At 69.5% G+C, this 16,449-nt stretch carries 16 protein-coding genes; 10 read left to right on the forward strand and 6 right to left on the reverse strand.

What is annotated here, in order from left to right; all coding sequences use genetic code 11:
- Nucleotides 1–17 precede the first annotated feature (17 nt).
- Together OG285_RS06235 and OG285_RS06240 are read right to left on the reverse strand one after the other, a co-directional pair.
- The gene (locus tag OG285_RS06235; RefSeq protein ID WP_371790446.1) at nucleotides 18–194 is read right to left on the reverse strand and encodes a hypothetical protein; all 177 of its coding nucleotides are present in this window, start codon (nucleotides 192–194) and stop codon (nucleotides 18–20) included.
- A 125-nt stretch (nucleotides 195–319) separates the two neighbouring features.
- On the reverse strand, nucleotides 320–2,191 hold the full coding sequence (locus tag OG285_RS06240) for an RICIN domain-containing protein (protein ID WP_371790447.1): 1,872 nt from the start codon (nucleotides 2,189–2,191) through the stop codon (nucleotides 320–322).
- Between the two features lie 233 nt (nucleotides 2,192–2,424).
- Between OG285_RS06240 and OG285_RS06245 the strand changes: the two genes are divergently transcribed.
- The gene (locus OG285_RS06245; protein ID WP_371790448.1) at nucleotides 2,425–3,684 is read left to right on the forward strand and encodes an ROK family protein; all 1,260 of its coding nucleotides are present in this window, start codon (nucleotides 2,425–2,427) and stop codon (nucleotides 3,682–3,684) included.
- Nucleotides 3,685–3,804: 120 nt separating this feature from the next.
- On the opposite strand, the gene OG285_RS06250 is transcribed toward OG285_RS06245, so the two are convergent.
- The gene (locus tag OG285_RS06250; protein ID WP_356830320.1) at nucleotides 3,805–4,320 is read right to left on the reverse strand and encodes a hypothetical protein; all 516 of its coding nucleotides are present in this window, start codon (nucleotides 4,318–4,320) and stop codon (nucleotides 3,805–3,807) included.
- Nucleotides 4,321–4,505: 185 nt separating this feature from the next.
- Between OG285_RS06250 and OG285_RS06255 the strand changes: the two genes are divergently transcribed.
- The 8 genes from OG285_RS06255 to OG285_RS06290 all read left to right on the forward strand — a co-directional run bounded on the left by OG285_RS06255 (nucleotide 4,506) and on the right by OG285_RS06290 (nucleotide 12,230).
- Entirely contained in the window at nucleotides 4,506–5,624 is a 1,119-nt protein-coding gene (locus OG285_RS06255) for a PP2C family protein-serine/threonine phosphatase (protein ID WP_371790449.1), read from the forward strand.
- Between the two features lie 505 nt (nucleotides 5,625–6,129).
- A complete protein-coding gene (locus tag OG285_RS06260; RefSeq protein ID WP_356830316.1) occupies nucleotides 6,130–7,287 on the forward strand; it encodes an ATP-binding protein in 1,158 nt (385 codons plus the stop codon).
- Complete coding sequence (locus OG285_RS06265) at nucleotides 7,284–7,694, forward strand: roadblock/LC7 domain-containing protein (RefSeq protein WP_356830314.1); 411 nt, start codon at nucleotides 7,284–7,286, stop codon at nucleotides 7,692–7,694. Before OG285_RS06260 ends, OG285_RS06265 begins: the two co-directional genes overlap by 4 nt.
- Nucleotides 7,691–8,071: a DUF742 domain-containing protein gene (locus OG285_RS06270; protein WP_356830312.1), complete on the forward strand. Its 381-nt coding sequence runs from the start codon at nucleotides 7,691–7,693 to the stop codon at nucleotides 8,069–8,071. The genes OG285_RS06265 and OG285_RS06270 overlap by 4 nt, the downstream gene beginning before the upstream one ends.
- The gene (locus OG285_RS06275; protein WP_356830310.1) at nucleotides 8,046–8,636 is read left to right on the forward strand and encodes an ATP/GTP-binding protein; all 591 of its coding nucleotides are present in this window, start codon (nucleotides 8,046–8,048) and stop codon (nucleotides 8,634–8,636) included. The genes OG285_RS06270 and OG285_RS06275 overlap by 26 nt, the downstream gene beginning before the upstream one ends.
- 9 nt (nucleotides 8,637–8,645) lie before the next feature.
- Nucleotides 8,646–10,013, forward strand: coding sequence for a cytochrome P450 (locus tag OG285_RS06280; RefSeq protein ID WP_356830308.1), 1,368 nt, complete (start codon nucleotides 8,646–8,648; stop codon nucleotides 10,011–10,013).
- Nucleotides 10,014–10,177: 164 nt separating this feature from the next.
- Nucleotides 10,178–11,368, forward strand: a complete 1,191-nt coding sequence (locus tag OG285_RS06285; RefSeq protein WP_371793467.1) for a cytochrome P450 — start codon at nucleotides 10,178–10,180, stop codon at nucleotides 11,366–11,368.
- A 97-nt stretch (nucleotides 11,369–11,465) separates the two neighbouring features.
- Complete coding sequence (locus tag OG285_RS06290) at nucleotides 11,466–12,230, forward strand: enoyl-CoA hydratase/isomerase family protein (RefSeq protein WP_371793468.1); 765 nt, start codon at nucleotides 11,466–11,468, stop codon at nucleotides 12,228–12,230.
- Between the two features lie 51 nt (nucleotides 12,231–12,281).
- Here OG285_RS06290 and OG285_RS06295 read toward each other — a convergent pair whose 3' ends face one another.
- Genes OG285_RS06295 through OG285_RS06305 form a run of 3 tightly spaced genes read right to left on the reverse strand, consistent with a single transcriptional unit; the run spans nucleotide 12,282 to nucleotide 14,657 of the window.
- Nucleotides 12,282–13,115 carry an alpha/beta fold hydrolase gene (locus OG285_RS06295; RefSeq protein ID WP_371790450.1) on the reverse strand — a complete coding sequence of 278 codons (834 nt, stop codon included), beginning with the start codon at nucleotides 13,113–13,115 and terminating at the stop codon, nucleotides 12,282–12,284.
- 1 nt (nucleotide 13,116) lies between these two features.
- Entirely contained in the window at nucleotides 13,117–13,551 is a 435-nt protein-coding gene (locus OG285_RS06300) for a RidA family protein (protein WP_356830302.1), read from the reverse strand.
- Nucleotides 13,548–14,657 (reverse strand): acyl-CoA dehydrogenase family protein, encoded by a 1,110-nt coding sequence (locus tag OG285_RS06305; RefSeq protein WP_371790451.1) that lies wholly within the window; start codon nucleotides 14,655–14,657, stop codon nucleotides 13,548–13,550. The genes OG285_RS06300 and OG285_RS06305 overlap by 4 nt, the downstream gene beginning before the upstream one ends.
- Nucleotides 14,658–14,745: 88 nt before the next feature.
- Between OG285_RS06305 and OG285_RS06310 the strand changes: the two genes are divergently transcribed.
- Nucleotides 14,746–16,344, forward strand: coding sequence for an AMP-binding protein (locus OG285_RS06310; protein WP_356830298.1), 1,599 nt, complete (start codon nucleotides 14,746–14,748; stop codon nucleotides 16,342–16,344).
- Nucleotides 16,345–16,449 lie beyond the last annotated feature (105 nt).

A 16,449-nucleotide genomic window follows, 5' to 3' on the forward strand; every position in this document is an offset into this window, starting at 1 on the left:
GTGGCGGCCGCGGTGTCCTACAGACGGTCCTCCTCGGGCCCGGACGGGTGACCGTCGTGGAATTCCTCGGCGGCGATCAGCAGGACGACCTCTTCGACGCCGGACTCCCCGCAGAAGGCCGCGAGTTCGGCGGCCTGCCGGCCGGCGGCTGCACCGGGCCGGATCTGGAAGCGCAGGTGGTAGCGGGCGGGCATGTCGGGGCCTCCTGGGGCATGGTGCCGTAGTACCCCGGTGTCACGAGGCCCCGGCAAGCGGGAAACGGGCCGGGCGCGCCGCGGTCCCGCACCCGCTGTCGCGGGCGCGGGAAACGGCCCGGGGGTCAGTCGCCCTTGCGGTGGGCCGGGGACACGGTGGCAGACGTCCGGTGGGCGGATGCCGAGGTCCGTGCGGCGGGCTTGAGGGTCAGCGTCTGCTCGGCCGCCGTCCGTGCTCCGCCGACAGTGCTGCCGGTGGTGTCCGTCCAGGCGCGGGTGGGGGTGGTCTCGGCATGCCGGCCCTTCTCGCCCGACATCCCGATGACGAGGCCGCTGTACCGGTTGACCAGCCGGAACGTACCGGTATTCCGTCCCCCGACGGTCGAGCCGGGAATGACGAACCACTGCTGGCCGACCGTGGGGCCGCCCGCGGGCGCCCTGGTCACGCCGGGCGTACTGCCCCAGGCGCGTCCGGCGTCGCTGGTGGAGTCGACCCCGAGCAGCTGCCGGGTGGCAGCGTTGGCGATCTCGTACGAGCCGTCGCCCCGGGGTGTGAACACCCAGCGGCTGCGAGCGGAGTGGTCACCGGCGGGCAGCGAAGCGGCCGCCTTGCCGTTGCCCGCCTGGGCAAGAACGCGACCGCCGCCGCTGGTGATGGTGTACGCCGTGCCGGAGGCGACGGGCGCGGCGGGCTTACCGGTCCCGATGGTGGTGTCGTAGTACTCGCCGTCCACGCCGCCGGAGCACGAGTACGAGCAGTAGCTGCGGAACGTCCTGCCGACCACGGTGGAGCCGGTCTTGTTCACCGAGTCCAGCATCCAGCGGTACCAGGAGCCCGTCCGGTAGTCGCCGGAGTCGCCGGCCAGGCGCCACTTCTGGGTGGCCAGGTCGTCGGTCACGTAGAACCGCTGTGGCTCCGTGCTGTCCTGGTGGATGGACTCGGGCTCGCCGACGTACAGCCCCAGATAGGCGTCGTAGGCGACGTTCATGGTCAACAGGTCCGACTTGGAGGGCAGTTCACCTGCCGCCTGCTGTTCCGCGACGCTTCCGGAGTTGGCCGGGTCGTAGTCGTGGGCGACGGGGGTGTAGCCCGTGGGGTGAGCGGCGTCGACCGGCTCCATGTTGCTCTCCAGGCCGCCGATCCCGGGCTGGGACCACGAGCCGTCGTACCACTTCTGCCAGGAGCCGGGCGCCATCTTGGCGGACATCGGGGCGCGGGCGACGTGCGCGAGACTGCCGTCCGTCCAGCCGCCGGGGGATCCGGCCTTCGGGATCACACGGGAGTTGTAGTAGACGTAGAAGTAGCCGGACGCGGTGTCGACGAACAGCCTCGGGTCTCCGTTGCCGTAGTCGTACGTCTCGTGCGGGAACGCCTTGTCATCGCCGCGCTTGGTGCTGTACGGCGAGGTGAGCACGTGGTTCTTGATGTCCCAGGTCTTGCCCTGGTTCTTGGAGACGGCGTAGTCGATCGCGTCGTAGTGCAGGCCGTCACCGTGCGGCTGCGGCGTGAACTCGTTGTGGACCAGGCCGTACCAGTCACCCGTGTCCGGGTCCACCCACACGCCCATGAGGTCGCAGAAGTTCTTCTGTGAGTAACTCGACGTGGCAGGGGCGTAGGTGGCCTCGCGACCGGTGGGGCTGTTGTTGCACCGCCAGGTGGTGTCGCCGTTGCGGTCCTTGGCGTTGGCAGGGTTCACAGCGTCGTTCAGCGCGGAGTCGGGGGTCGCGGAGTCGAAGTCCTTCCCCCGGAAGAACGTCCAGGCCCGCGAGTCGTCCTTCCCGTACAGGGAGTGGGCCTGCTGGTAGTGGAAGGACCCGTCCTTGTCGATGTAGGTGGCGGCGGGCGAGTCGTCGGGGTTCGTCCAGGCGCCCTTCTGACCGATGGTGACCGTGTACGCCGGGGAGTCGGCGGAGGCCGGTGCACCGGCCAGTGGCGCGGCGAACATGGCGGCCGCGGCGAGCGCGCACGCGAGCTTCGTTCTGGAACGGGCTGACACAGATACCCCTCTCGTGGCCGGGCCTCCCAGGGGCGGCACGGCGGCCAGTGCGCACGACCGGCGGTTGCGGAAACACGCGGGATCCACAGGCGCTGATTAGTTCGACTAGAATCCGAACTAATTACTGGGCTGTCAAGGCACCTGACGGCCGGGATCCGTTGCCGGCCGGCACGGACGCCCGGCGGTTTGCCATCATGTGGGTCGTGCCGAGGCGAGCGGGAGACGAGGAACGAGTGAGAACTGACCCGCGAGCGCCCGCACCGGCGGGCACGGTGCAGTCCGGGCCCTTCGAGCCGCGGGACCGGCGGTCCGTCCGCCGCACCAACCTCGCTGTGGTGCTGGGCATTCTGCGCGACACCGGGCCCCGGTCACGGGCGCAGATCGCGAGCACCACGGGCCTGCCCAAACCGACCGTCACCAGCCTGGTGGCCGAACTCGTCTCACTCGGCCTCCTCCGTGAGGGGCCCGCGCGACGCGAGGGCGCGGTGGGCCGGCCCGGCACTCTCGTACACCTCGACGGCCGGGACATCTGCGGTGTCGGGATCGAGATCAGCACCAGCTATGTGCACGTCCTCGCCCTCGGCCTCACCGGCGAAACCGTCTACGAGCACCGGGACGTGGTGGCGGTCGCGCAGCTCGGGGCCGGTGCGGCGCTCGACCTGACGGCACGCTCGCTCCAGGACTGCTTCGACGCGCTGGAACGGGCCGGCATCCGCCCGGTCGGCGCCACCCTGGCCGTTCCCGGTGTCATTGACACCGGCGCCGGCGCCGTCGAGTACGCGCCGACACTCGGCTGGCGCGATGTCCGGGCGGCCGACGAGCTGCGCGCCCGCCTGGCAGGCGTCCCGCCGTCGCTGCTCGTCGAGAACGACGCGAAGGTCACCGCCGTCGCGGAGTACGCGCAGGCCCAGTGCGCGGACGTACGCGACATGATCTGCATCACCGGTGAACGCGGCGTCGGCGCCGGCATCATCAGCGACGGCCGGCTGCTGCGCGGCTCGACCGGCTTCGCCGGCGAGGTCGGCCACATGCCGCTCGGCTCCGACCGCCGCGCCTGTTCCTGTGGCCGCCACGGCTGCTGGGAGACCATGGTCGGGCTCGACGCCATCCTGCGCCTCGCGGCCGACGGGACCGACGAAGTCCACGACGAGGAGGTCGATCTGGAGACCCGGCTCGCCGAACTCCGCCGCAGGGCCGAGGCGGGCGACCCGCGCACCCGCGACGCCCTGAACCGCATCGCGGACGACCTCGCGCTGGGCATCGCCCTGCTGGCGGATGTGCTCAACCCCGCCGCGGTGGTCCTCGGCGGGTACTTCACCCACATCGGTGGCCTCATCCTCGAACGCGTCCGGCGCACGGTCCGGGACCGGGTCATGGCACCGGCCGCGGGCAGCTGCGAAGTCCTGCTGTCCGGCCTGGGCTTCACGGCGGCGGCCCGCGGAGGCGCGTACCTGGCTCTGGACACGGTGTACCAGGACCCGGGCGCGGTCTGACGGCGGCCGCCGCATGGCCGTGCGGCGGCGGATCCGGACAGAGCTACGTCAGTGACGCGGTGACTCGGCGAAACGGCGAATCGGCGAATCGGCGAATCGGCGAATCAGTGACTCAGTGACTCAGTGACTCAGGATGTTCGCCGCCACGATGAAGAGCCCGAGCAGCATGTCCACGCCGCCGGTCCGGGACGCCTTGCCCCAGCTGCGGCCCGACACGCGTGCGGCCCAGAACCCCCAGCCGAACAGCGCCACCGTATTGATCACCAGAGCGACCGCGATGGCACCTTCCTCCCCCCACCAGCCCTCGTGCGCACCGAGCAGGGCAGCCACCGTGGGCAGTACCGCGGCGGTCAGCGGCCACTCGGTGAGCACCGACCGTACGGTGCTGGTCGTGACCGGCGCTCCGTCGGCCGTCCGGTGGGCGATGGCATGGGCGTAGCCGTGCGCGGCCGCCGACGCGAGTGATGTGAGCAGCACCCAGAGCGCGTCGTATCCGGGGTCCGGGCTGCCGTTGTCGTTTCCCAGCGCGGCCGCCAGGGCGCTGGCGAGAATCGTTCCGTAGATGCCGCCGAACAGCAGCCGTTGCAGGGGTTCGGCGCGCCGGGGCGGCGGGGGAACACTCGGGCTGGCGGGCAAGGCGCATCCTCCCGGGGCGAAAAGGCCGTTCCGTGGTGTCATTCCGTACAGACGGATACAACCGCATACCACCGTGATTCCCGCGCATCTGCGTGCGGAGCCCCCGAGGTCGGCAGCCGGCTCGCGGGGACCGCGGCGGCGCGGCCACGAGAAGCGTGCGCGGCCCCCGTGCGGTATCCAGAGATATGAGCCCGCTGCGGATCCTGCGCCCGCTCCACGAGGACCGACCACGCCCGAAGGCGCTCATCGCGGTGCCGTTCGCCCTCATCGCCGCCGTCACGGTGCTCGACCTCAGCGCGCCGCCGGACGTCCATCTCGGCCCTTTCCTCGTGGCGGCTCCGGCGATCACGGCGTCGTTCGCCGGAGCCCGTATGACCGGGTTCGTCGGCGCGGTCGCCGTCCTGACCCAGTCACTGGTGGCCGTCGCGCGCACCAGCATCAACGACCTCAATCACACCTACCAGATCATCGCGCTGTTCCTGATCTCCGTCTTCGTCACCTTCTTCGCCCATCTGCGGGAGCAGCACGCACGGGAGATGAGCCATCTCCGCTGGGTGGCACAGGCGGTGCAGCGGGTGGTGATGCCGCCGCTGCCCGAGCGGAGCGGGACACTGCGCATCGCGTCGCGCTACCTGGCCGCGGAGGCGGAGGCGCAGCTCGGCGGTGACCTGTACGCGGTCGCCCGCCTGGCCGGGGGGACGCGCGTGATCATCGGCGACGTACGCGGCAAGGGACTCGACGCGATGGGCGAAGCAGCCCAGGTCCTGGGCGCCTTCAGGTCCCTGACCCGCCAGGAGCCGGGCCTTCCGCAGGCCGTGGCCCAACTGGAGGCAGGGGTCGCCGCCTACCGCGACGGGCTGCCCGATGACGGGGACGACGAACGCGGTGCGGAGGCTTTCGTGACCGCGGCCGTGCTGGACATCCCGGACACCGAACCGGAGGTCCGTCTGGTCAGCTGCGGACATCCGCCGCCCCTGCTGCTGCGATCCGGCCAGGTGCGCTCGCTCGACGTCCGGGAGCCCGCGCCGCCTCTCGGGCTGGGGTCGCTGGCCGGTTCCGCCTTCACCGCCCAGACGTTCCCCTTCGGTGTCGGCGACATCCTGCTCCTCTACACGGACGGCGTCATCGAGTCCCGCGACTCGGCGGGCCGCTTCTACCCGCTGCCCGAGCGGATCGCGACGTGCCGCGCCCACAGTCCGGACGTGCTCCTCGGGGATCTGTGCGTCGATCTGCTGCGTCACGCCGACGGCAGCCTGGGCGACGACGCGGCCATGGTCGCCATCGAACGGCTCGCGTCCCCCTGACGACACCGGCCTGACGGTACGGGCCTGACGGTACGGGTCCGGGCGGTACGGGTCCGGGCGGTACGGGTCCGGACGGCCCCGGCCAGGACGGTCTCCGTCCCGGCCCGGCACCTGGCGGACATTCACCCCGAAGAATTAATAATCATGATCAATCGGGCACGTCCGGCAAATAGCCAACGCCCACAAGACCCCATATGGGCACCTTGCTGAATTTCCGTCAGATGCCAGAAAGATAACGATTCCCCAGGGACGGCACCCGATCTCGTGGTGCTAAGATCATCACGCTTGCCAGGCGGTACCAAACCCGCTATGGCGCTTAATTGCGCAGCGCGTCGGGCCAGAATTCCGCCACCCCGGGGGGAACTTTGCCATCAGCCGGGCCTTTCAAGGCAGTCGGGCAGGAGAACGCGCGCGACCGATCCCGTATGTCTGCGGCCACGAGTGCACTCGACCGCGCCCCCGAGACATTCAGTACCCGGCGGCCCCGCCACCCGAAGAGAGCCTTATGACTCAGTACCTCCAGGATCCAGCACTCTGGGCTTTGATAGCTGGTACTCCTGTCGCCGCTACCGCGATCGTTCGCGGAAGAAAGTCGATTTCCAAGCTCCGCACGGAAAAGCAGGAACTCAGAAGCCACTACACCACCCTGGAAGAACACTACGCCGAATCCGTGGAGGAGGCGAAGGAGCGGGCCGAAGAAGCCACCAAAACCGCTCTGAAATCCGCCATGCGGACGCTCCAGGGTCTTGCGAGTGAGCAGCAGCTCGCCATTTCCAAACTCCAGGGAAAGTACGGCGAGCTCCAAATTCTCCAGGACCTCCTGGACATTGACCACATGAATTCCCAGTTCGCACGGCGCGCCCAGTCCATTGCCGTGCTCTGCGACGGCTGGCTCGGCCGTCAGCGCACGGACGCGTCGCTCTACGACGTGGTCCGCAGCGCGAAGGGCCGTATCCGTCACTTCACCCGTGTGGAGATCCGGACCCAGAGCCATTTCGCCATCGTGAGCCGCGCCGTCGAAGCGGTCGCATTGACACTGGCGGAACTGCTGGACAACGCCACCAGTTACTCGGCGCCGGAAACCATGATCGAGATCAACATCCGGCCGGTGCCCAAGGGCGTCTGCATCATCGTCGACGACGCCGGTGTCGGCATGAACGAGGAAGAGAAGAGCCGCGCGGCCAAGCTCCTTTCGAGTGAGCGCTCCCCCGGTGTCGCGGGGCTCGGCAACCCGCCGCAGTTCGGATTCACCGTGATCGGCGTGCTCGCCGCACGCTACGGATTCAGTGTCTCCGTGGACACCACGTCGCCCTACGGCGGTGTGCGCGCGGTCGTGCTCCTTCCCGACGACCTCCTCACGTCGATGCCGGAGCCCGCCCCCCAACCCCAGGCGAAGGAGATTCCCACCGTGGCCGCGTCCTTCCCGATGCCGCCCGAAGAGGATTCGGCGGCAGCACCCGCAACGGCCCCTGCCACCACCTTCGGCGGTCTGCCGAAACGCAGCAGAAGGGGACCGATCTCCATCGTGCCGGAAGCCGACGCCGGGGCCGCCCCTGCCAGGTCCACCGAGCAGATCGCCTCCGTGATGGGGGCGTTCCAGCGGGGGACCCAGTCAGGACGCCGTTCCACCAGTGCAAGCAGCGAAGGGCCTGAGACTCAGTGAACTACGACCTGTCATGGATGCTTGACAGCGCCCTGGAAGTCCCCGAAGCGCGGCACGCGATCCTCGTCTCGGCCGACGGCCTGCTCATGGCCCGCTCGAAGGAGGTCGGCAAGGACCACGGCGACACCATCGCCGCCGCGATGAGCGGGATGCAGTCCCTGAGCCGCACGGTGGCCGACTTCTGCGGCGGCCCGCCGAGCAACCGGCCCCAGTGGCGCCAGACGCTGGTCGAGTTCGAGCACGGCTGGGTGTTCCTCATCTCCGCCGGCGAGGGCGCCTACCTCGCCGTCTCGGCCTCCCCCGAGGTCGACATGGCGGAGATCTCCTTCCGTATGCAGCAGCTCGTGAGCCAGCTCGGCAAGGCACTGACCAGTCCCCCGCGCGAGATTGCCGACGCCGGCGCATGACGACCACAGAGGACCCGGACCAGGAACCGGAAGCCCCGCAATTAGTGCGTCCGTACGTCATCACCAACGGCCGCAGCCTGGTGGACGATCAAGAGCTCTCGCTGATCACACTGGTCACGGTGGCCGAGAACTGCCCCGCGGTCGGGCATCTCGACCCGGAGAAGCGCCGGTTGGTCGAGCTGTGCTCCGGGGGATACCTCGCGGTCGCCGAGATCGCCGGGCACACTCAGCTGCCCGTCGGCATCGTCCGTGTCCTGCTCGCCGATCTCACCGATGCGGGATATCTCTACACGCGCAAACCCATTCCGCGGGCCGAGCGTGTCGAACGACGCATACTCGAGGAGGTGCTGAATGGCCTTCAAGCCCGTTTCGGATAGCGGCGTCTATCTGAACGAAACAGTGCAGACCGCAGCGAAGATCCTCGTGGTCGGGCACTTCGCGGTCGGCAAGACCACGTTCATCGGGACCATGTCGGAGATCCCTCCGCTGCGGACCGAAGAAGTGATGACGCGGGCCGGCGAGGAAATAGACGACCTCAAAGGAACGCGCGGCAAGACCACGACAACCGTCGCAATGGACTTCGGCCGTCTCACGCTCAGTGAGAACCTGGTGCTCTATCTCTTCGGAACACCCGGTCAGCAGCGCTTCGTCCAGGTGTGGGAAGACATGTCGCGCGGGGCACTCGGAGCTCTCGTACTGGTCGATCCCGAGCGTCTCCAGGAGTCGTTCCCCGTGATGGACCTGGTGGAGCAGTACGGAATTCCGTACACCATCGCCGTCAACCGGTTCGACATCGGGACGCATCACGAGGACAAGGAGATCAGGGAGGCTCTGGACCTGCTTCCCGAGACGCCTCTCGTGAGTTGCGATGCGCGCGATCAGCGCTCGTCCGCGAATGCTCTGATCGTCCTCGTCCGCTATCTTCAGTCTCGCCTTTCCTAGGAGTTCGGCATGCAATACCCTTCCGAAGGCCAGGGTCCGCCTCCCGGCTGCCCCGCTCACAACAGCGGCCAGAGCGTGCCGCTGCACGGGCCCGAGTTCGCCGCCGACCCCGAAGCCTTCTACGAACACATGCGGGCGTACGGCGCGGCGGCACCCGTCGAGCTGTCCCCCGGTGTGGAGGCACATCTCGTCACGGACTACGCGGCCGCTCTCCATGTGCTCCAGAACCCGGACGTGTTCGCGCGGGACTCGCGCCGCTGGCGCGCCCTGAGCGAGGGTCAGGTGCCGCTGGACAGCCCGATCCTGCCGATGATGGCGTACCGGCCGAACTGCCTGTTCACCGACGGCACCGAGCATCTGCGGCTGCGGCAGGCGGTGACGTCGTCGCTGGCCCGGATCGACACGCACCGGGTGAGCCGGCACGTCGACCGCGTGGCGATGTATCTCATCGAGCAGTTCAGCAGCCGCGGACGGGCCGATCTCATCGCCGAGTACGCCCAGTTGGTACCCCTCCTGGTGTTCAACGATCTGTTCGGCTGCCCCGCGGAGATCGGCGACCGCCTGGTGTACGGGATCTCCTGCCTGTTCGACGGCGTCGACGTCGAGAAGGCCAACGAGATCCTGACGGAGTCCCTGTTCGAACTGGTCACGCTGAAGCGCACCCAGCCCGGTGAGGACATCACCTCCTGGCTGATGCAGCACGAGGCGCGGCTGACGGACGAGGAGATGATCCACCAGCTGGTCATGCTCATCGGGGCCGGCACCGAGCCCACCCAGAACATCATCGCCAGCGCACTGCGGCTGCTGCTCTCCGACGACAAGTACGCGGGCGGCCAGCACTCGGCGGGGCTGCTCGTCGAGGACGCCATCAACGACGTGCTCTGGAACGGCCCGCCGATAGCCAACTACGCGGCGCACTACCCGCTGTACGACGTCGACCTCTCCGGAACGACCGTGCGCGCCGGCGACCCGGTCGTCATCAGCTTCGCCGCCGCCAACAGCGATCCGGCCCTGTCGATGAGCCGTCAGACGCTCAGCAAGCGCGCGCACCTGGCGTGGGGCGCGGGCGTGCACGCCTGTCCCGCCAAGGACCCCGCGCTGCTGATCGCGGTCCAGGCGATCGAGAAGCTGCTCAACACCCTGCCGGACATCGATCTGGCGGTGCCCGCGGACACGCTCACCTGGCGGCCGGGACCCTTCCACCGCGCACTGGCCGCACTGCCGACCCGCTTTACGCCCGAACGCAGGGAAAAGGTCACATCCAGGCCTTACGCGACCGGCCCCCGTATACCGGAAAACACGCCCGCCCCGCAGGGGCGCGGAAGGCCGGAAAAGGGTAGCTGGTGGAGTGGATTCTTGACCTGGTGGAAGGTGTGACATCCACAACACCTTGAGTGACTTTACCGTCGCATGAAGGTTCAGGCGCACGGGTAGACAGGGTTGGCAAATCTTACGTGATCTCTGCAACAGGAGTCGCAGTGGAGCTTTCTCTGGCTACCCCGCCTGTCAACAGGCGGGCCATCGTTTCGCTCTTCTCTCGTATGCGGACACCGGCAGGCCAGGCGAACCCTTTCCCTTTCTATACGGAACTCAGGGAAATGGGGGACGTATTCCCCGCACCGTGGGGTGGGCACCTGGTCACTCCGTACGATCTGTGTGACCAGGTGCTGCGGGACCGGTCCTGGACCGTTCCGAGCAGCGAGTGGCGTACTCGCCAGGAGGACGCCACTCGCTGGAGCGCCCCCGCCTCGCTCCAGATGGGGGAAACACTCCCCATGCTGAATCCGCCGGATCACACCCGAATGCGCAACTCAGCAAAACGCGTACTCGACCGTAAATCACTTGAGATAATAAGCAATTCGGTGGACCGGAACACTGATTTGCTGCTCGATCGACTGACGGAGGAACTGCGGGACGGCGAAGTCGATTTCTGCAGACTGGTCGGCGAGGAATTGCCGGTTGCGGTCATCGGGGAATGGCTGAGGCTACCACCCGATGATTACCCGCTCATGCGGGAACTCACACACGATCAGGTATTCACCCAGGAATTATTCCCCTCGCCAAGTCAGCTCACGCTCTCGGATTCCGCGACGGCGCGGCTGCGGGAGTATTTCACCGCCCTGGTCCGGGAGCGCCGCAGGAACCCGGGAGACGATCCGGTATCGGCCTGGATACGGACCTGGGACGAGATGGAGCCCGACCGGGCCGCTGCCGACGAGGCGGTCTACTCCCTCGCGCTCTTCGTGGTGCTCGCGGGCCTGGAGACCACCTCCCACCTGCTCTCCACCTCCGTCCGGCTGCTGCTTGAGCACCCTCTCCAGCTGGAGTGGCTGCGCACGCACCCCGAGCACCTGCCGAACGTGATCGACGAGGTCCTGCGCTACGACCCGCCGATCCACATGATCAGCAGGATCGCCCCGGCGGACACCGTGCTCGGTGATGTGCTGGTCCGCAAGGACGAGATGGTGCAGCTGCTCGTCGGCGCCGCGCACCACGATCCGGAGAAGTATGACGGCGCCGAAATGTTCAACATCCACCGCAGGGCCTCGCACTTGAGCTTCGGCGGCGGAATTCATTACTGCCTGGGCGCGCCGCTGGCCCGGCTGGAAGCGACATCCCTGCTGACCGGTGTGCTCAGGCGGCTGCCGGGGCTTCGCATCAGTGGCACCCCGGTCTGGGCCCCGCGTGTGGCATTCCGCCGGCTGGCGGAACTCAAGGTCGTCCAGGACTGAGAAGCCGGCCGACAAGCCGGCCGGAGAAAAACGGAATGCCCCGGTCAGCCCGAGGAACTGCATATGCCACGGGCCAGAGCACAAGGAATAGAAGCACATCGTGGAAGATCTCAAGGCTCTCCGTGTGACGCATGAAAGCGCCGTACTGAAAGTGGAGTTGAGTACTCCGGAGACGGGCAACGCGATTTCCGGCCAGGTCCTCGACGAACTCCTCTCCGTACTCGACGCCGTGCACGACGATCCCGGTATCAGAGTGCTGGTCCTTTCCGGCGCCGGGGACAATTTCTGCCTCGGCGGTGAGCGCAGCGAGTTCGCCACGCTGCTCGCCGCGGACCCCGGTGGAGCGGGGCTCCACGCGCTGGCCAACAAGGCCCGCCGGGTCTGTGACGCGCTCGCCACCGCCCACGCGGTGACCATCGCCCGGCTGCACGGCGGCGTGGTCGGCGCCGGGCTGGGGCTCGCGGTCTTCTGCGACCTGCGGGTCGGCGCGGACACCAGCCGGTACCGGATGCCGGAACTGGGGCTCGGGGTGCCGCCCGCCTGGGGCGGCGTGCTGCCCCGGCTGCTCAACGAAGCGGGCACCGCCAAGGTCCGCGAACTGATCCTGACCGCGGAGAACTTCAGCGCGGCGAAGGCCGCCGAGCTCTCCGTACTGCACAAGGTCGTCCCGGAGAGCGAACTGGACGACGCTGTCACCCGGTGGATCAGACCGCTGGTCCGCCGGTCACCCGCCGCGCTGCGCAGCGCGAAGGTCATGCTCAACGCCTACGCCGGGGCCAGCCGGCTCGCGGACGCCTCGCTCTTCGACGCGGAGCTGCTGCTGGCGTCGGTGACCGCAGCGGAAGCCGCGAGAGCGCGCTGACGCGACAGTGACTGGAAGGGGCCGCCGGGCCGTACCCCGGCGCGGCCCCCGTCACCCCGTGGTGGCGATGAACTCCCTCAGGGCCGCGACCAGTTGTTCCGGCTGGTCCTCGGCGATCAGGGTGCCGCTGTCCTCGATCTCCAGGAGCCGCCCCTGCGGAAGCAGCTCGGCGAGGCGCCTCCCGTGGGCCCGCGGATTCATCCGGTCCTCCAGCGCCCACACGACCAGCGCGGGCTTGTCGAATGTCCGCAGCCCCTCCGCGGCCTCCAGCAGTTCCGTCCTGCGTACGCCCAGACCGTAGCGGCGGAAGTCCTCGCGGATCGCCTTGTCGGTGAGAAGCGGGCGCAGCCAGCCGTCGACGATCTCGTCGGGGACCGGCCGCTCGGTGAGCGCTCCGAAGCCGACCGGCAGCCGGCGCATCGGCTTGATCGCGAGCGTACGGACCAGGAGAGGGATACCGCCCGGCACCCGGCAGGCCAGCACGATCAGCTTGCCCGGGATTCCCGGCGGATAGTTGTCGAATGCCTCGCAGGACGTCAGGACCAGCCGGGCGAGCCGCTCCGGGTGCCGGGCGGCGACGGACTGGGCGCGGCCGCAGTCGTTCTCGACGAGGGTGACGTCACGCAGCTCCAGCCGGTCGAGGAACTCGGCGATGAGCTCCGCCACCGAATCCGGGGTCAGCGGTACGTCGCGGCGCATGGGGGTGCGGTGCGCTCCGTACGGCAGGGTGGGCGCGATCACGCGGTGGCCGGGGCGCAGACCCTCGATCACCTTGCGCCAGACGGTGGCGTCGTGCACGAGCCCGTGGAGGAGTACGACGACGGGGCCTGAGCCGCCGGTGTCCACGTAGTCGAGGGTGCCTGCGGAGAGTGTGATCCCGGGCATGTCAGGAGAGTACGGCGACTCCGTCGATTTCCACCATCGCCTGCTCGTCCCAGAGCCGGGTGGCGCCGATCACGGCCATCGCCGGGTAGTCCCGGCCGGCCAGCTTCCGCCAGATACGGCCCAGTTCGGCGGCGTGGGCGCGGTAGTCGGCCACATCGGTGGCGTACACCGTGACCCGCGCGAGGTCGGCGGGATCCCCGCCCGCGGCGCGCAGCGCGGTGAGCAGGTTCGAGAGCGCCACCTCGAACTGGGCCGGGAGGGTGGACCCGGTGACCTCGCCCGCACCGTCCAGGGCGGTCTGCCCGGCCAGGAAGACCAGCCGGGTCCCGGTGGCGGCGACGGCGTGGGAGAACCCTGCGGGCGGCGAGAGCTCCGGCGGGTTGACCCGTTCGAGGCTCGTCCGTGGGGCTCCCCGGGGATCGTGGTCGGGACTCATCCGTACAACTCCTTGGCGATGATGGTGCGCTGGACCTCGGTGGCGCCCTCGTAGATCCGCGGGGCGCGGACCTCGCGGTAGAGGTGTTCGAGGAGGTGGCCCCGCTGGAGGGCCCGGGCGCCGTGCAGCTGGACGGCGGTGTCCACGACGTACTGGGCGGTCTCGGTGGCGAAGAGTTTGGCCATCGCGGAGCGTTTCGCGATGCCGGGGTCGCCCGCGTCGCAGGCGGCCGCGGCCGCGTGGACCAGCAGACGTGCGGCCTCGGTGCGGGTGGCCATCTCGGCGACCTGGTGGGCCACGGTCTGCAGGTCCTTCAGCGGGCCGCCGAACGCGGTGCGCCGGGAGGTGTGGCCGATGGTCGCGTCCAGGGCCGCCTGCGCCATGCCGACCGCGAACGCGCCCACGCTGGGACGGAAGAGGTTCAGGGTGTTCATCGCGACCCGGAAACCCCGGTCCGGCTCGCCCAGGACGTCCTGCGGCCCGACCGGCACCGCGTCGAAGTCCAGCGAGCCGATGGGGTGCGGCGAGAGCATGTCGAGCCGGGAGCCGGTCAGCCCCGGCCGGTCGGCAGGCACCAGGAACGCGGTGATCCCACGGGCTCCGGCCCCCGCGGTCGTACGGGCGAAGACGGTGTAGAAGTCGGCGTCGGGGGCGTTCGAGATCCAGCACTTCCCGCCGGTGAGCCGCCAGCCCCCGCCGTCCGGTTCGGCCCTGAGCTCCAGGGCGGCGGCGTCGGACCCCGCGCCGGACTCGCTCAGCGCGAAGGCGGCGACCGCCCGGCCCGCGATCACCTCGGGAAGCAGCCGCTCCCGCTGGTGCGCGGTGCCCGCCTGGACGAGCGGGTAACTGCCCAGTCCCTGGAGGGCGAGAGCGGTCTCGGCCTCGGTACAGCCGTACGCCAGGGACTCGCGCAGCAGGCAGAGGTCCAGCGCACCCGCGCTGAACAGCCTTTCCAGCAGGCCGAGTTCACCGAGGGCGGCGACCAGGGGGCGGTTGACACGACCGGGCTCGCCGGCCGCGGCGAGCGGACCGAGCCGTTCGGCGGCCAGGGTGCGCAGCTCGGCGCACCACTTCCGCTGGTCCGGGTCCAGTGCGAATGCGGTCATCCCCGATCCCCTCTATCGTGAACCGTTGACTGTCGTCACGCAAACGATACGCTCCATGTGCGATGCCGCCTAAGGGGGCGATCCTGTGATGGAGCTGAAAACCTCAGCGCACGTCGACACTTTTCCCCGCGAGCAGCTGCCGCCCGCCGACCAGTGGCCCCGGCTGCTCCTCGATGATCTTCCCGGGCCGGCCTGTCCGGACCGGCTCAACTGCGGGGCGGAGCTGCTCGACCGGACCATCGAGCGCTTCGGGGCCGACCGTCCCGCCTTCCGCACCGGCGCCGGTGAGCTGTGGACGTACGGCGAACTCCGGGCCGAGGTGTGCCGTATCGCCCATGTCCTCACATCGGACCTCGGGGTCGTGCCGGGTAACCGGGTGCTGCTGCGCGGTCCCACCACACCGCACCTGGCCGCCTGCTGGCTCGCGGTGGTGAGGGCCGGCGCGGTGGCGGTGACCGTGCTGGCCACCCAGCGTCCGCACGAACTGGCCGAAGTGTGCTCGCTCGCCCGGATCAGCCACGCGCTGTGCGACATCCGGTCGGTCGGCGACCTGGTGAAGGCGGAGGTCCCCGGACTGCGGATCACCCCATACGGCGGCGAGGGGCCGCAGGACCTGCTGCGGCTGGCCGCGACCAGACCCGACGGGTACGCGGCCGTCGCGACCTCCTCGGACGACGTGGCGCTGATCGCCTTCACGTCCGGCACCACCGGGCGGCCGAAGGGCTGTATGCACTTCCACCGCGATGTGCTGGCCGTCGCGGACACCTTCGCGCGGTACGTGCTGAAACCCCGGCCCGACGACGTCTTCGCGGGGAGTCCCCCGCTCGGCTTCACCTTCGGCCTGGGCGGTCTGGTGATCTTTCCGCTGCGGGCCGGTGCCTCGGCCCTGCTGCTGGAACGGTCCGGGCCGCGCCAGCTGCTGCCCGCGCTCGCCCGGCACCGGGTGTCGGTGCTGTTCACGGCGCCGACCGCGTACCGCACGATGCTGGAGGGGCTCGGCTCGTACGACGTCTCGGCACTGCGGCGCTGTGTGTCGGCCGGGGAGAACCTGCCCGCGGCCACCTGGCACGCCTGGCACGAGCGGACCGGACTGCGCATCATCAACGGCATCGGTGCGACGGAGCTGATGCACATCTTCATCTCGGCGGCGGACGGGGCGGCGCGCCCCGGGACGACCGGTGTTCCGGTGCCCGGCTGGCAGGCACGGGTGGTGGACGGCTCCGGCCGTCCGGTGCCGGACGGCGAGCCGGGTCTGCTCGCGGTGCGCGGTCCCGTGGGCTGCCGCTATCTGGCCGACGAGCGCCAGTCCGAGTACGTGCGGGACGGCTGGAACCTCACCGGCGACACGTATCTGCGCGACGCGGACGGCTACTTCACCTATGTGGCACGCGCCGACGACATGATCATTTCCTCCGGGTACAACATCGCGGGCCCCGAGGTCGAGGACGCGCTGCTGCGCCATCCCGACGTCCTGGAGGCGGCGGTGGTGGGCCGTCCGGACGCGGAGCGGGGGCAGGTGGTGGTGGCGCATGTGGTGCTGCGCGAGGGAGCGGCGCGGGAGGCGGAGCCACTGCGGGAGTTCGTGAAGGCCGAGCTGGCTCCGCACAAGTGCCCCCGGGAGGTGGTGTTCGCGGACGCGCTGCCGCGGACGGGGACGGGGAAGCTCCAGCGGTTCCGGCTGGGGTGAGCGGATTCCCGTGCGAGCGGATTCCCATGGGCCGGACGGCGGCGGACCGGCGCCGGCGGGACGGCCCGGGGCGGTCGTCGTGCAACCCCGCCCCGGTGGTGTCGT

This window comes from Streptomyces sp. NBC_01471 (genome assembly GCF_041438865.1).
GTDB lineage: Bacteria > Actinomycetota > Actinomycetes > Streptomycetales > Streptomycetaceae > Streptomyces.

Bases quoted from the DNA above. Each gene is read 5' to 3' on its own strand.
- OG285_RS06305 (WP_371790451.1), bottom strand. From the start codon at position 14,657: ATGACCGCATTCGCACTGGACCCGGACCAGCGGAAGTGGTGCGCCGAG.
- OG285_RS06275 (WP_356830310.1), top strand. From the start codon at position 8,046: ATGGCCTTCAAGCCCGTTTCGGATAGCGGCGTCTATCTGAACGAAACA.
- OG285_RS06295 (WP_371790450.1), bottom strand. From the start codon at position 13,115: ATGCCCGGGATCACACTCTCCGCAGGCACCCTCGACTACGTGGACACC.
- OG285_RS06310 (WP_356830298.1), top strand. From the start codon at position 14,746: ATGGAGCTGAAAACCTCAGCGCACGTCGACACTTTTCCCCGCGAGCAG.
- OG285_RS06300 (WP_356830302.1), bottom strand. From the start codon at position 13,551: ATGAGTCCCGACCACGATCCCCGGGGAGCCCCACGGACGAGCCTCGAA.
- OG285_RS06235 (WP_371790446.1), bottom strand. From the start codon at position 194: ATGCCCGCCCGCTACCACCTGCGCTTCCAGATCCGGCCCGGTGCAGCC.
- OG285_RS06285 (WP_371793467.1), top strand. From the start codon at position 10,178: ATGCGGACACCGGCAGGCCAGGCGAACCCTTTCCCTTTCTATACGGAA.
- OG285_RS06270 (WP_356830312.1), top strand. From the start codon at position 7,691: ATGACGACCACAGAGGACCCGGACCAGGAACCGGAAGCCCCGCAATTA.
- OG285_RS06255 (WP_371790449.1), top strand. From the start codon at position 4,506: ATGAGCCCGCTGCGGATCCTGCGCCCGCTCCACGAGGACCGACCACGC.
- OG285_RS06260 (WP_356830316.1), top strand. From the start codon at position 6,130: ATGACTCAGTACCTCCAGGATCCAGCACTCTGGGCTTTGATAGCTGGT.
- OG285_RS06280 (WP_356830308.1), top strand. From the start codon at position 8,646: ATGCAATACCCTTCCGAAGGCCAGGGTCCGCCTCCCGGCTGCCCCGCT.